Raw genomic sequence first — 14,791 nt, forward strand, 5'->3', positions numbered from 1 at the left:
ATTCAGGTGACTGCACATGAATGATTTACAGATCGACGACATCAAGACCGACGAAAACGCTGCCATGGTGTTGCTGGTCGACGACCAGGCCATGATCGGCGAAGCCGTGCGGCGTGGCCTGGCCCACGAAGAAAACATCGATTTTCACTTTTGCGCCGACCCGCATCAGGCGATCGCCCAGGCGATCCGCATCAAGCCGACGGTGATCCTGCAAGACCTGGTGATGCCCGGCCTTGATGGCCTGACGCTGGTGCGCGAATACCGCAACCACCCGGCCACGGCGAATATCCCGATCATCGTGCTTTCGACCAAGGAAGACCCGCTGATCAAGAGCGCGGCGTTTTCGGCCGGGGCCAATGATTACCTGGTCAAGCTGCCGGATAACATCGAGCTGGTGGCGCGCATTCGCTATCACTCACGCTCGTACATGACGTTATTGCAACGGGATGCGGCGTACCGCGCGCTGCGGGTGAGCCAGCAGCAGTTGCTGGACACTAACCTGGTGCTGCAACGGCTGATGAACTCCGATGGTCTCACCGGGCTGTCCAACCGCCGCCATTTTGACGAATACCTGGAGCTGGAATGGCGGCGTGCCATGCGTGACCAGACCCAGCTGTCGTTATTGATGATCGACGTGGACTTCTTCAAGACCTACAACGACAGCTTTGGCCACGTCGAAGGTGATGAAGCCCTTCGCAAAGTCGCCGCGAGCATCCGTGAGGCCAGTAGCCGGCCTTCGGACTTGCCGGCGCGGTACGGCGGTGAAGAGTTTGCGCTGGTATTGCCCAATACCTCGCCGGGCGGCGCGCGCCTGGTGGCCGAGAAACTGCGCATGGCGGTTGCCGCGCTGAAAATCCCGCACATTGCCCCGGCAGAAGGGGCGAGCCTGACTATCAGTATTGGCCTGTCGACCATGACGCCGGTGCAGGGCACGGATTGTCGGCAGTTGATCATGGCGGCGGACAAGGGGTTGTACACGGCCAAGCATAATGGGCGTAATCAGGTGGGTATCGAGTAGGCAGAACACCGCCGAACCCTTGTGGGAGCTGGCTTGCCTGCGATAGCGGCCTGTCAGTTACCACATCTGTACCTGATACACCGCTATCGCAGGCAAGCCAGCTCCCACATTTGATCTCAATCGTTCTGGAGATCGTCAACAACCCCGCCTTTTCGCCAAGCGGGCTGCCGTTAGCGCCGGTTTGTCGTTATACTCGTCGGCTTTCAAAAGTTCGCCAACGAGTGCTGCCCGCCATGGAAATCAACCCGATCCTTAACACCATCAAGGACCTGTCCGAGCGCTCCGAAACTATTCGGGGGTATCTTTGACTACGATCAAAAGCATGAGCGTCTGACCGAAGTCAATCGCGAGCTTGAAGATCCGGCTGTCTGGAACAAACCTGAATACGCCCAAGAGTTGGGCCGCGAGCGCGCTGCGCTGGCGCAGATCGTCGACACTCTCGACGAACTGAACACCGGTCTGGGCGATTGCCGCGACCTGCTGGACATGGCCGTCGAAGAAAACGACGAAGGCGCAGTGGGCGATGTCGTCGCCGAGCTGGCCCGTCTCGAGGAAAACCTCGCCAAGCTTGAATTCCGTCGCATGTTCAGCCATGAAATGGACCCGAACAATGCCTACCTGGACATCCAGGCCGGCTCCGGCGGCACCGAGGCCCAGGACTGGGCCAACATCCTGCTGCGCATGTACCTGCGCTGGGCGGATAAACGCGGTTTCGACGCCACCATTATGGAACTGTCCGCCGGTGAAGTCGCCGGTATCAAGGGCGCGACTGTGCACATCAAGGGCGAATACGCCTTTGGCTGGTTGCGGACCGAGATCGGCGTACACCGCCTGGTGCGCAAGAGCCCGTTCGACTCCGGCAACCGTCGCCATACCTCGTTCTCCGCCGTTTTCGTCTCGCCAGAGATCGACGACAAGGTGGAAATCGAGATCAACCCGGCCGACCTGCGCATCGACACCTACCGCTCCTCCGGTGCCGGTGGTCAGCACGTAAACACCACCGACTCGGCCGTACGTATCACCCACGTACCGACCAACACCGTGGTCAGCTGCCAGAACGAACGTTCCCAGCACGCCAACAAGGACACCGCCATGAAAATGCTGCGGGCCAAGTTGTACGAGCAGGAAATGCAGAAGCGCAACGCGGCTTCCCAGGCGCTGGAAGACACCAAGTCGGATATCGGCTGGGGCCACCAGATCCGTTCGTATGTGCTTGATGCGTCGCGGATCAAGGATCTGCGCACTAACATCGAACGCAGCGACTGCGACAAGGTGCTCGACGGTGATATCGACGAATACCTGGAAGCCAGCCTGAAATCCGGCCTGTAAAAAGATTGTAGGCGATCCCCGGCCTACGCCGGGGACAACGAACCTGATGGAAAATTTAAAGACATGAGCGACCAACAACTCGACCCGCAAGCCCTGCAACAGGAAGAAAACTCCCTGATCGCCCTGCGCAAGGAAAAGCTTGCTGCCGAGCGCGCCAAGGGCAATGCCTTCCCGAACGACTTCCGCCGTGACAACTACTGCGATGCCTTGCAGAAACAGTACGCGGACAAGACCAAGGAAGAGCTGGCAGAGGCTGCAATCCCGGTCAAGGTGGCGGGTCGCATCATGCTTAACCGTGGCTCGTTCATGGTGATCCAGGACATGACCGGTCGCATTCAGGTGTACGTCAACCGTAAAACCCTGCCTGAAGAAACCCTGGCCTCGGTGAAAACCTGGGACATGGGCGACATCATTGCGGCCGAAGGCACCCTGGCGCGTTCCGGCAAGGGCGATCTTTACGTTGAAATGACCAGCGTGCGCCTGCTGACCAAGTCGCTGCGCCCGCTGCCGGACAAGCACCACGGCCTGACCGACACCGAGCAGCGCTATCGTCAGCGCTACGTTGACCTGATCGTCAACGAAGACGTGCGCCAGACCTTCCGCGTGCGTTCGCAAGTGATTGCGCACATCCGCAGCTTCCTGATGAAGCGTGACTTCCTCGAAGTGGAAACGCCGATGCTGCAAACCATCCCAGGTGGTGCCGCAGCCAAGCCGTTCGAAACCCACCACAACGCGCTGGACCTGGAAATGTTCCTGCGTATCGCGCCGGAGCTGTACCTCAAGCGCCTGGTGGTTGGCGGCTTCGAGAAGGTGTTCGAGATCAACCGCAACTTCCGTAACGAAGGTGTCTCGACCCGTCACAACCCGGAATTCACCATGTTGGAGTTCTACCAGGCCTACGCCGACTACGAAGACAACATGGACCTCACCGAAGAACTGTTCCGCGAACTGGCGCAACTGGTGCTGGGCAGCACCGACGTGCCTTACGGCGACAAGGTGTTCCACTTCGGCGAACCGTTCGTGCGTCTGTCGGTGTTCGACTCGATCCTCAAGTACAACCCTGAGCTGACCGCTGACGACCTGACCGACATCGACAAGGCCCGCGCCATCGCCAAGAAAGCCGGCGCCAAGGTGCTGGGCTTCGAAGGCCTGGGCAAATTGCAGGTGATGATTTTCGAGGAACTGGTGGAGCACAAGCTGGAACAGCCGCACTTCATTACCCAGTACCCGTTCGAAGTGTCGCCGCTGGCACGTCGCAACGATGACAACCCGAACGTCACCGACCGTTTCGAGCTGTTCATCGGCGGCCGCGAAATCGCCAACGCCTACTCCGAGCTTAACGACGCAGAAGACCAGGCCGAGCGCTTTATGGCCCAGGTGGCCGACAAGGACGCCGGCGACGACGAGGCGATGCACTACGACGCCGACTTCGTTCGTGCCCTGGAATACGGCATGCCGCCAACCGCCGGTGAAGGTATCGGCATCGACCGGTTGGTGATGTTGTTGACCAACTCGCCGTCGATCCGCGATGTGATCTTGTTCCCGCACATGCGGCCACAAGCGTAACCGTAGCGAGATCCGAAGCCGCCTTTTATAAGGCGGCTTTTTTGTGTGGCGAATTCAGCCGTCAATAGAACGGCGCCCTTTAAAGGAAGATCTGTCGTGAACCGCGTAATGGCTCAAGAAGGCGCCGCCGGCATTGCTGCTGCCGTGGCTGAAAGTGTCCAGTACCAGGGCCGCAAGGCCAGCCGCCGAGGCAGCGAGCAACGCCGGCAAGACATTCTCGATGCGGCCATGCGCATCGTCGTGCGTGATGGGGTACGCGGCGTACGCCATCGCGCCGTGGCAGCAGAGGCCGGCGTGCCGTTGTCGGCCACCACCTATTACTTCAAGGACATCGATGACCTGCTCACCGATACCTTCGCCCAATACGTGGAGCGCAGCGCTGCTTTCATGGGCAAGCTGTGGGTGCGCAATGAAGGCTTGCTGCGCGAGATGGTCGCCTATGGCGATGGCAGCCCGCAGTCACGCTCACAGCTTGCTGATGACATTGCGCGGCTGACCGCCGACTACGTGATGCGCCAACTGACCAACCGCCGCGAACACTTGATGGCCGAACAGGCCTTTCGCCAGGAAGCTTTGCTCAACCCGCGCCTGGCTGAGCTGGTGCGTTCGCACCAGCAGATTCTGTTGCAGGGCACCGGGCAGTTTTTCCAGGTATTGGGTTCCCGCGAGCCGCAACAGGATGCCAGAGTGTTGACGGCGATAATCGGTCGGATGGAATATCAGGGCCTGCTTGGCGGCCCTGAGCCTCTGACGGGGGAAGAGATGCTTGAGATTCTCAAGCGTTACATGCATTTGGTGTTGGCCTCGGTCTAGACCAGCCCGACAACCCAGCTCCCACACTTGATGGGGTTTCCAATGAAAGCCTGGCGTGTCATTGCAATCGCCATATCGTTCCTGCTGCTCAGCGGTTGCCTCGTCACCTTCAAGGACCCGCTGCCGGCCCCTGAAGCCGCGCCCGACGCCTTGCTCGGCCGCTGGTCGAGTAAAAACGCGTGGGGCGAACCGTTGAATCTGCAGATCACCCGTGTCGATCAGCAGCATTACAAGGCCGTAAGCTACCCTAAAGCCAAACCGAGCCAGCGCGATGAATACCTGTTTACGGTGTCGCGCCATGGCAACCGCTGGTACCTGTCGGCGCCGCTGCCGGCGGCCTTCGGTGGCAATTACTTCCTGGCCGGCTTCGACTTTGAAGGTGAGGGCGACAAAACGCGTGAATGGGTGGTCTACAACCTCGACCTTGAGCAGATCCATCAAGCCATAGGTCAGAACGCCTTGCACGGCAGCACCGTGCAAACCGTCGAGGGTGACGGCGTGCGGGTCGACAGCCCGATGGACCAGGTGTTTGCCTACCTGGATGACCCGGCCAATGCCGATGTGTTCGTTGAAGCCGTGCGCTACCGGCGCACGGGTAAATAACGTTTAAAGAGGAAGCACCGGGTGGACGATTACCAGCAGACGATACGCACCTTGTCCGATCGCATTGTGCTGGCACAAACACCGATTCGCGTCCTCGACGCCGTGAAGTGGGACGAGAACATTCGCCAGGGCTTTCTCAAGGCCAAGGGCAAGGCCATGCCGGCCGTGGACCGCGATTATTACCTGGGCCGGCCGCTGTCGTTCGACTCCAGTGCGGTGAAGCTGGAGTTCCAGAACATTGAGCGCGACATTACCCGCCGTCTCGGCCAGTTCAGTCCGGTGGGGCAGATCATGCGCCGCATGTGCCGCGAGTACCGCATGGTGGTGCGCATGCTCGAAGCGCGGGGCACCGAGGATTTCGGCCTGATTTCCCAGGAACTCTACGGCGCCGCCTCGGACGCGTTCCACGCGGGTGACCCGACGCTGGCCGACCTGGGCCTGATGATGTCCGACTACCTGAACCAGATCGACGGCCGGGGCGACCTCAAGGACGAAGCCAAGACGCTCACGGCCAAGCATGCGGTGGCCTTGCTGCAAACCCGTTTGAACAAGGTGTTTGGTGAGGCCGAAGAGACCATCCGCGTGTTCGAGTCCGACGGGATCGTGGCCGACGCGGCGGCGGGCGCCGACTACATCAAGATCCGCGCCGACGCGATGTTCAACGAGCGTGATGTGCGCGCGCTCGAGGTGCATGAAGGCCTGGTGCACGTTGGCACCACGCTCAATGGCCAGAACCAGCCGATCTGCACGTTCCTGTCCAAAGGGCCGCCCTCGTCCACGGTGACCCAGGAAGGCCTGGCGATTCTGATGGAGATCATCACCTTCGCGTCCTACCCCAGCCGCCTGCGCAAACTGACCAACCGCACCCGCGCCATCCATATGGTCGAGGAGGGCGCCGACTTCCTGCAGGTGTTCGAGTTCTTCCGCGAGCAAGGCTTTGAAATGGCCGAAAGTTACGGCAACGCCAGCCGCGTGTTCCGAGGCTCGACGCCGACGGGCCTGCCGTTTACCAAGGATTTGTCCTATCTCAAGGGCTTTATCATGGTCTACAACTACATCCAGCTGGCCGTGCGCAAAGGCAAACTGGAGCAAGTGCCGCTGTTGTTCTGCGGCAAGACCACCCTGGAAGACATGCGCACCTTGCGCCAACTGGTCGACGAAGGCCTGGTGGTGCCGCCCAAGTACTTGCCCGAGCAGTTTCGCGACATGAACGCACTGGCGGCGTGGATGTGCTTCTCCAACTTCCTCAACCACCTGAGCCTGGACCGGATCGAGGCGGATTACTCGAATATCCTGTAGAGATTTCCCTGACACAACCGAATCAAAAATGTGGGAGCTGGCAAGCCAGCTCCCACATTTGATCTCATTGGTTCTTGAGAAATGAGTACAACCTATCAGCGAGGCTTCAACGGATGAGAATCCTCGGCATTCTTTGCCTGCTACTCACATTAAACGGCTGCAGCTCACTGCTGTTCTACCCCGAACCCGGCCTGCCGTTCACGCCGGAAAAAGCCCACCTGGCCTATCGCGACGTCACCCTCACCACTGCCGATGGTGTAAAGCTGCATGCCTGGTGGCTGCCGGCCAAACCCGGTGTGCCGCTTAAAGGCACGGTGCTGCACCTGCACGGCAACGGCGGCAACCTGGCCTGGCACCTGGGTGGCAGTTGGTGGCTGCCGGAGCAGGGCTATCAAGTGCTGTTGCTGGACTATCGCGGTTATGGCCGGTCTGAAGGCAAGCCGTCCTTGCCGGCGGTGTATCAGGACATCGATGCCGCGTTCGGCTGGATCGATAAGGCCCCTGAAACCCAGGGCCAGCCGCTGATCGTGTTGGGCCAGAGCCTGGGCGGTGCGCTGGCGGTGCATTACCTGGCGGCACACCCGCAGCGTCAAACTCAGCTCAAGGCGCTGGTGCTGGACGGCGTGCCCGCCAGTTATCGTGACGTAGGACAATTCGCCCTCAGCACCTCCTGGTTAACATGGCCGTTTCAGGTGCCGCTGTCGTGGCTGGTGCCCGACGCCGACAGTGCGATCAATGCCATGCCCCAGCTTACCGGCGTGCCCAAGCTGCTGTTCCATAGCCTGGATGACCCGATCGTGCCGGTGGCCAACGGCATTCGCCTGTATCAGGCCGCACCGCCACCGCGGGTGTTGCAGTTGACCCGTGGCGGCCATGTGCAGACCTTTGCCGACAAAACCTGGCAAACCGTGATGCTGCGCTATCTGGACGACCCGCAGCACTTCAATGGCCTGCGCCGCCTGGGCGAAATTCCGAATTACCCTATTCCTAAAGTTGATTCATCAGAGAGCCCGCAATGAGCGAAGAACGCAACATGATCCCGCTGATCCTCACCGGCATCGGCACCATTATCGGTACCGTCGGTTGCCTGTGGTTCTATGGCTACCTGCACTTCGCCAAGCCGGAAGATGCCTTGTTGCTCAGCGACTTCACTATGCTCAAGACCGTGCCGGGCGAGGACTACAAGGTCTCGCTTACCCCGGCCGCACAAGTCGCGCAATGCATTGATGGCGTATTGGTGATGTTTGATACCGAGCAAAAAGGCTTGAGCGGCGTGCTGGTGAACAACAAGAAACAAGCCGTGCGCTGCATGGGCCAGGAAACGCCGCAGCTTCAGGAGTGATATTGAAATATCTGGAACCGTATTCCGTAAGACGCCACTTAAGGGCTTGTCAGCGTTGCTGATGGATAACTTATGAATGGCCAGTCAAGGGAGAGTCACGGTGAATATTGGTGCGATAGACAGGATGATGGATATGGCCCGGGCGCAGCAAAGCTTGGATGAGCTCAGCGCGTGGAACGCCGAGCCTTCCCAAAAGGAGCAGGACGAAACCAGGCGGCGCACGGAGTTCGAGCTGGCGGGCGGCGACGACAGCAATCGTCAGATCCAATTCTGAAGCAAAAAAAACCACCGTTTCCGGTGGTTTTTTCATCCTGCGTCAATCAATCAGTTAGCAACGGAAGAGCGTGGCTTGACTGGCTGGTTGTCGTTGGAAATGGTTACTTCAACGCGGCGGTTCATGGCGCGGCCCGAAACGCTGCCGTTGTCGGCAACCGGGTATTCCTTGCCGTAACCCTGGGTCACGATGCGCGAGATATCCACGCCTTGTTGAGCCAGTGCACGTTGTACCGAAGCGGCACGACGCTCGGACAGGCTCTGGTTGTACGAGTCGGAACCGGTGCTGTCGGTGTAGCCTTCGACGATCACTTTACGGTCCGGGTTGTCGCGCAGGAACTGAGCCAGTTTGGTGATGTTCACCAGGCCACTGGATTTCAGGTCGGACTTGTTGGTGGCGAACAGCACGTCACCGAAGGTCACCAGGGTGCCGCGATCAGTCTGCTTGGCGTTCAAGCTGTCTTGCAGTTGCTTGATCTGTGCATCACGGGCTTGCAGCAGCGCCTTGGCTCGTTCGTCACCGGCGTTTTTCAGCTTGGCTTCGGACTCACGCAGCGAAATGGTGTCTTTGGCCACTTCAACGCGCTGGTTGGTCAGGTAGGCCAGTTGGTCGACCTTCTTCTCGTCTTCCTTGTCGCGGTAGGCTTTGTCAGCCTTGTCCAGCCAGTCACTGGCGTCTTTGGTTTCCAGCGCCGCTATCTTGGTGGCTTGCGGGTTGGCTTGCAGGGCCGAGAAGTTGGTCCGTGCGTTTTCCAGGTTCTGGTTCGGCGGGGTGGAGCAGGCCGCCAGAGCAACGCTCATCGCCAGCAGGGCAGGGATCATCAATTGTTTACGCATAGTCGTGTCGTCCTTTCAATTCGATATCGGGTGCAATGCAATCAGTGGCGGCGGCTTATTGCTGTTTGATCACAGCCGGGCGCATGCCTTCCTGACGCAGTTCCTGCACAGCTTTCTGGGAATCCTTCACAGCCTGGTCAGCCTTGGCAGCCTGGGCTTTGCGCTCTGCGACACGGGCATCCCACTCGGCTTGTTCAGCCAGTTGACGCGCTTTGTCGTAGTTCTTGTCGTGCATGGCCAGTTCAGCAGCTTTGAGCTTGTCCTGGGCCGACTTCATTTCTACCGCTGCGTACTCGGTGCCGCCGGCGCTGACTGCGCTGTTTACGGCGGACTGGGTCACGGCGTATTGCTCGGTCGGCGGGTTACCGGCGCAGCCCGCCAGAACGAAGCTGGTGCCGATTGCCAGCGCGGCCAATTTCAGCCCGCGCAGATGGTTAAACGAGGATTTGGCAGTGCTGGTCTTCATCGTCTTCAACTCCATTGGATAACTCCTGAAAAAATCAAAATCCACGTCATTGGTTGGCGGTTGCAGGCCCGGCGCTAAAGCACCAAATGCCCTTTTCAAACGGCCGTTCCAAGTGATGGCTTACTGGTTGTGACCGGAGCCTTTTTTCAAAAGTTCAGCGAAGATGGCGATTTGCCTAAAAAAATATCTGACTGTTTGGTCAGTGTTTAAAAGTTTGAACTTTTACGTTGCGCAGCGGTACTCCGAGCCTCTGTGAGGCCCGGAATACCGGGGTTAAGCGGGGTTTATCGAATGTTTATCAGTGTTGCTGTTCGTCGGCGGCGGCAGACAAATCATGCAGATGGCGGCGTGACAAGGTCAGAAAGCGCGGTGTAGGGCCGACGTCTTCATACAAAGGGTCACCCTCTTCATCGGTGGCGATCACATGCTGGCCCTTGATGTAGGGGAAGCTCGCTTCCAGCTCTTCAAGCGCCGCGCCGATCAGCTCGCCGAGCAATTCTTCGGTGCTGCGCTTGGGGTACATCTCGGCGATAGCGGCCAGGCGCGCAGCCGACTCGACGTCCAAGTGGATCGCGTACTCGGTTTTGGTCAGGCGACCCTTGGCGTTCTCTTCCCAATGCTGGGCCAGTTCTCGAATTTTCATGGCAACCTCAATAAGCCCGCGATGGCAGGCGGTGATGGGTGTCCAGCCGCCTGCGTGGGTAACGCGACGACTCACTGTTGAGACTAGCTGCAAGTCGCAAGGTTTAAAGTGTCTTGTCAGAAACTGACGCGGGCGGCACTCTGGAAGGCCTGCGCGTCCCGGATTTCTGGCTGGAGATTGGTTGATGAGTGATATCGATGCACGCTTGCGTGAGGATGTTCACCTGCTGGGTGAGCTGCTGGGCAACACCATTCGAGAGCAGTACGGCGATGCTTTTCTCGACAAGATCGAGCAGATCCGCAAAGGCGCCAAGGCTGACAGACGCGGTGCCGGCGATGAGTTAAGCACCCGCCTCAATCAGTTGCAGGAAGACGAACTGCTGCCCGTGGCACGCGCGTTCAACCAGTTCCTCAACCTGGCCAACATCGCCGAGCAATACCAACTGATCCATCGGCGCGATGAATCGCAGCCGGCGCCCTTCGAGTCCCGCGTGTTACCGGAGTTGCTGGCCCGCCTGCAAAGCGAAGGGCACAGCAATGAGTCCCTGGCCCGCCAGATGGCGCGCCTGGAGATAGAGCTGGTGCTCACCGCCCACCCGACCGAAGTGGCGCGTCGCACCCTGATCCAGAAATACGATGCGATTGCCGCACAACTGGCGTTGCAGGATCACCGCGACCTCACCGGCGCCGAGCGCGAGCAGATCCGCCAGCGCTTGCAGCGGCTGATCGCCGAAGCCTGGCACACCGAAGAAATCCGCCGCATCCGGCCCACGCCTGTGGACGAGGCCAAGTGGGGCTTTGCGGTGATCGAGCATTCGCTGTGGCATGCCATTCCCAATTATTTGCGCAAGGCCGACCAGGCTTTGCACGCCGCCACCGGCCTGCGCCTGCCACTTGAGGCGGCGCCGATTCGCTTTGCCTCGTGGATGGGCGGCGACCGTGACGGCAACCCGAATGTCACCGCGCCGGTCACCCGCGAAGTGTTGCTGCTGGCGCGCTGGATGGCGGCGGACTTGTATTTGCGCGATGTCGATCACTTGGCGTCCGAGCTGTCGATGCAGCAGGCCAGCCCTGCGTTGCAGGCCAAGGTCGGGGATAGCGTCGAACCTTACCGTGCCGTGCTCAAGCAACTGCGCGAACGCCTGCGCGCCACGCGCCAATGGGCGCATACCGCGCTCACGGCCAGCACGCCGGCGCCAGCCGGGGTGCTGCAAGACAACCGCGACCTGCTTGACCCGCTGGAGCTGTGCTATCAGTCGCTGCATGAGTGCGGCATGGGCGTGATCGCCGATGGCCCGTTGCTCGATTGCCTGCGCCGCGCCGTGACCTTCGGCTTGTTCCTGGTGCGCCTGGACGTGCGTCAGGATTCCAGCCGGCACTCGGCGGCCATGACCGAAATTACCGATTACCTGGGCCTGGGCCGATATGAAGACTGGGATGAAGAAGCGCGCATCAGCTTCCTGAGCAAAGAGCTGACCAATCGCCGGCCTCTGCTGCCAGGTTATTTCAAGCCGTCGGCAGACACCGCCGAAGTGTTGAACACCTGCAAGGAAATCGCCGCCGCACCGGCTGCATCGCTCGGTTCTTATGTGATCTCCATGGCGGGTGCCGCGTCGGACGTGCTGGCCGTGCAACTGCTGCTTAAAGAGTCGGGCGTGCAACGGCCGATGCGCGTGGTGCCACTGTTTGAAACCCTGGCCGACCTGGATAACGCCGGGCCGGTGATGGAGCGCCTGCTGCAATTGCCGGGTTATCGCGCGCGTTTGCAAGGCCCGCAGGAAGTGATGATCGGCTATTCGGACTCGGCCAAGGACGCCGGCACCACCGCCGCGGCCTGGGCACAGTACCGGGCCCAGGAACGCCTGGTGGATATCTGCCGCGAACAACAGGTGGAGTTGCTGTTGTTCCACGGTCGTGGCGGCACTGTTGGCCGTGGCGGCGGCCCGGCGCATGCGGCGATCCTGTCGCAGCCGCCAGGCTCGGTGGCGGGGCGTTTCCGTACGACCGAACAAGGCGAGATGATCCGCTTCAAGTTCGGCCTGCCGGACATTGCCGAGCAGAACCTCAACCTTTATCTGGCTGCCGTGCTGGAAGCCACGCTGCTGCCACCGCCGCCACCCGAGCCGGCCTGGCGTCATTTAATGGATGAATTGGCGGCAGACGGTGTAAGTGCTTACCGCGCCGTGGTGCGGGAAAATCCGCAGTTCGTCGAATACTTCCGTCAGTCCACGCCCGAGCAGGAGCTGGGCCGCTTGCCATTGGGCAGTCGCCCGGCCAAGCGTCGTGCGGGCGGTATCGAGAGCCTGCGCGCGATTCCATGGATCTTCGGCTGGACCCAAACCCGCCTGATGCTGCCCGCCTGGCTAGGTTGGGAAGCGGCATTAAGCAAGGCGCTGGAGCGTGGCGAAGGCGAATTGCTGGGACAGATGCGCGAGCAATGGCCGTTCTTCCGCACCCGTATCGATATGCTGGAGATGGTGCTGGCCAAGGCCGATGCCGACATCGCGCGGCTGTATGACAAGCGTTTGGTGCAGCCGGACCTGCTGCCATTGGGTGCGCACTTACGCGACCTATTGTCGCAGGCATGCAACGTGGTGCTTGGCCTGACCGGCCAGTCGCAACTGCTGGCCCATAGCCCCGACACGCTTGAGTTCATTCGCCTGCGCAACACCTACCTCGACCCGCTGCACCTGTTGCAGGCCGAATTACTCGCGCGCTCGCGCCAGCAAGAGGCGGCGCAGGACAGCCCTCTGGAACAGGCGCTGCTGGTGTCTGTGGCCGGTATTGCCGCCGGTTTGCGCAACACTGGCTGAGGTTTTCTGCGTGTTCTCAAAGGCTTGCGGAAAAACAACGACGGCCGCCCGGAAACGGGCGGTCGGCGTTTAGGGGGCGGGGTTGCACTCAGGCACACCCTACCTATGACTGCATGCCGGGCGCGGTTCTTGCGACTTTTGGCGGCTTGTATGGATAGAGCCCGCTGTGTATCTTGATCAGCCTTTGGCCGTTTGATCGGCCAGGACCCACATTTTTACGAGATTGGCCCCACGCGGCGAATCCGAGCGTCATCTCTATAAAAAATTGAGGAGCACATCGATGCGCGTCATTCTGCTGGGAGCTCCCGGGGCCGGTAAAGGTACTCAGGCAAAGTTCATCACTGAAAAATTCGGCATTCCACAAATCTCCACCGGTGACATGCTGCGTGCTGCCGTCAAGGCCGGCACCGAGCTGGGCCTGATCGCCAAGAGCGTGATGGACAGCGGCGGCCTGGTTTCCGATGACCTGATCATCAACCTGGTCAAGGAACGCATCAGCCAGGAAGACTGCAAGAACGGTTTCCTGTTCGACGGTTTCCCGCGCACCATTCCCCAGGCAGAAGCCTTGGTGAAAGCCGGCGTTGAGTTGGACGCTGTGGTTGAAATCGCAGTTGAAGACGAAGAAATCGTTCAGCGTATTGCGGGCCGTCGCGTTCACGAAGGCTCGGGCCGCGTGTACCACATCGTCTACAACCCGCCAAAGGTTGAAGGCAAAGACGACGTGACCGGGGAAGACCTGGTGCAGCGTAAGGACGACACCGAAGAAACCGTGCGTCATCGCCTGTCGGTCTATCACTCACAGACCAAGCCGCTGGTGGATTTTTACCAGAAGCTTTCGGCTGCCCAAGGCAAGCCGAAGTACAGCCACATCCCTGGCGTGGGTTCGGTAGAAGCCATCACCGCCAAGGTGTTGCAAGCACTGAGCTGATCCTTCGATCGGCTTTGCGTACAACGGCCCGCTTGCGGGCCGTTGTTGTTTATACTGGCGCACTTTTTTTCGACTTGGACACCTACACCGATGAGCACCCTGCTGGCCCTGGACACCGCGACTGAAGCTTGCTCCGTCGCCTTGCTGCACGATGGCAAGGTAACGAGCCACTACGAGGTGATCCCGCGTCTGCATGCGCAGAAGCTGTTGCCAATGATCAAGCAACTGCTGGAGGAGGCGGGCACCACGCTGTCAGCCGTGGATGCGATTGCTTTTGGCCGTGGCCCAGGCGCCTTTACGGGTGTGCGTATCGCCATCGGTGTAGTGCAGGGCCTGGCCTTTGCGCTGGAGCGCCCGGTACTGCCGGTGTCCAACCTTGCGGTATTGGCCCAGCGTGCATTGCGTGAACACGGCGCGACGCAGGTGGCGGCGGCGATTGATGCGCGCATGGATGAAGTGTATTGGGGCTGCTACCGTGAAACTGCTGGCGAAATGCGTCTGGTGGGCGTGGAAGCCGTACAGGCTCCGGAATCATCGGTGTTGCCTGCTGATGCCAGCGGCGATTGGTTCGGTGCCGGCACTGGCTGGGGTTATGGCGAGCGCATCCCTGTGCAATTGGCGGGGCAGGATGCTGCCATGTTGCCCCACGCCGAAGACTTGCTGACCCTCGCACGTTTCGCTTTCGAGCGCGGTGAGGCGATTGCGGCCGACCAGGCTGCACCGGTTTATCTGCGCGATAAAGTTGCGCAAACCAAGGCTGAACGCGGCCTTTAATTGTGGCGAGGGAGCTTGCTCCCGTTGGGTCGCGAAGCGGCCCCGCTGTTAATAGATCGGGACTGCTGCGCAGTCCAACGGGAGCAAG

At 60.2% G+C, this 14,791-nt stretch carries 15 protein-coding genes; 12 read left to right on the forward strand and 3 right to left on the reverse strand.

The annotated features are described in order from the left end of the window. Positions 1–16 precede the first annotated feature (16 nt). The 9 genes from PSH96_RS06510 to PSH96_RS06550 all read left to right on the forward strand — a co-directional run bounded on the left by PSH96_RS06510 (position 17) and on the right by PSH96_RS06550 (position 8,244). On the forward strand, positions 17–1,018 hold the full coding sequence (locus tag PSH96_RS06510) for a PleD family two-component system response regulator (RefSeq protein WP_305458304.1): 1,002 nt from the start codon (positions 17–19) through the stop codon (positions 1,016–1,018). A 233-nt stretch (positions 1,019–1,251) separates the two neighbouring features. Continuing rightward, positions 1,252–2,347 (forward strand): peptide chain release factor 2 gene (gene prfB, locus PSH96_RS06515; protein WP_096236834.1). Its coding sequence is split into 2 segments (ribosomal slippage): positions 1,252–1,323 and positions 1,325–2,347, totalling 1,095 coding nucleotides; the frame shifts between segments, so codons are not numbered across the junction. Between the two features lie 63 nt (positions 2,348–2,410). Then, entirely contained in the window at positions 2,411–3,913 is a 1,503-nt protein-coding gene (gene lysS, locus PSH96_RS06520; RefSeq protein ID WP_305458305.1) for a lysine--tRNA ligase, read from the forward strand. Between the two features lie 96 nt (positions 3,914–4,009). Beyond that, entirely contained in the window at positions 4,010–4,726 is a 717-nt protein-coding gene (locus tag PSH96_RS06525; protein ID WP_305458307.1) for a TetR/AcrR family transcriptional regulator, read from the forward strand. A 42-nt stretch (positions 4,727–4,768) separates the two neighbouring features. Then, positions 4,769–5,329 (forward strand): hypothetical protein, encoded by a 561-nt coding sequence (locus PSH96_RS06530; protein ID WP_305458309.1) that lies wholly within the window; start codon positions 4,769–4,771, stop codon positions 5,327–5,329. Between the two features lie 21 nt (positions 5,330–5,350). Next, entirely contained in the window at positions 5,351–6,628 is a 1,278-nt protein-coding gene (locus tag PSH96_RS06535; RefSeq protein ID WP_017137104.1) for a flavohemoglobin expression-modulating QEGLA motif protein, read from the forward strand. Positions 6,629–6,741: 113 nt separating this feature from the next. Further along, positions 6,742–7,647 (forward strand): alpha/beta hydrolase, encoded by a 906-nt coding sequence (locus tag PSH96_RS06540; RefSeq protein ID WP_305458311.1) that lies wholly within the window; start codon positions 6,742–6,744, stop codon positions 7,645–7,647. Continuing rightward, positions 7,644–7,970, forward strand: coding sequence for a hypothetical protein (locus PSH96_RS06545; protein WP_017137106.1), 327 nt, complete (start codon positions 7,644–7,646; stop codon positions 7,968–7,970). The genes PSH96_RS06540 and PSH96_RS06545 overlap by 4 nt, the downstream gene beginning before the upstream one ends. A gap of 100 nt (positions 7,971–8,070) precedes the next feature. Continuing rightward, entirely contained in the window at positions 8,071–8,244 is a 174-nt protein-coding gene (locus tag PSH96_RS06550; protein ID WP_305458313.1) for a hypothetical protein, read from the forward strand. Between the two features lie 50 nt (positions 8,245–8,294). On the opposite strand, the gene PSH96_RS06555 is transcribed toward PSH96_RS06550, so the two are convergent. The 3 genes from PSH96_RS06555 to PSH96_RS06565 form a co-directional block, all read right to left on the reverse strand. After that, positions 8,295–9,080: an OmpA family protein gene (locus PSH96_RS06555; protein ID WP_138816488.1), complete on the reverse strand. Its 786-nt coding sequence runs from the start codon at positions 9,078–9,080 to the stop codon at positions 8,295–8,297. 55 nt (positions 9,081–9,135) lie between these two features. Further along, positions 9,136–9,561: a DUF4398 domain-containing protein gene (locus tag PSH96_RS06560; RefSeq protein ID WP_017137109.1), complete on the reverse strand. Its 426-nt coding sequence runs from the start codon at positions 9,559–9,561 to the stop codon at positions 9,136–9,138. Between the two features lie 283 nt (positions 9,562–9,844). Beyond that, positions 9,845–10,189, reverse strand: coding sequence for a pilin assembly protein (locus PSH96_RS06565; RefSeq protein WP_305458316.1), 345 nt, complete (start codon positions 10,187–10,189; stop codon positions 9,845–9,847). A gap of 184 nt (positions 10,190–10,373) precedes the next feature. Here PSH96_RS06565 and ppc point away from each other — a divergent pair, with 184 nt between their 5' ends. From ppc to tsaB, 3 genes are all read left to right on the forward strand, one after another. Further along, entirely contained in the window at positions 10,374–13,001 is a 2,628-nt protein-coding gene (gene ppc / locus PSH96_RS06570) for a phosphoenolpyruvate carboxylase (protein WP_305458318.1), read from the forward strand. A 280-nt stretch (positions 13,002–13,281) separates the two neighbouring features. Continuing rightward, positions 13,282–13,929: an adenylate kinase gene (gene adk, locus PSH96_RS06575; RefSeq protein ID WP_003189104.1), complete on the forward strand. Its 648-nt coding sequence runs from the start codon at positions 13,282–13,284 to the stop codon at positions 13,927–13,929. 90 nt (positions 13,930–14,019) lie between these two features. Then, positions 14,020–14,703 (forward strand): tRNA (adenosine(37)-N6)-threonylcarbamoyltransferase complex dimerization subunit type 1 TsaB, encoded by a 684-nt coding sequence (tsaB, locus tag PSH96_RS06580; RefSeq protein WP_305458319.1) that lies wholly within the window; start codon positions 14,020–14,022, stop codon positions 14,701–14,703. The last annotated feature ends 88 nt before the right edge of the window (positions 14,704–14,791 follow it).

Origin of the sequence: Pseudomonas sp. FP2338 (genome assembly GCF_030687515.1) — a bacterium.
Taxonomy (GTDB): Bacteria; Pseudomonadota; Gammaproteobacteria; order Pseudomonadales; family Pseudomonadaceae; genus Aquipseudomonas; species Aquipseudomonas salomonii.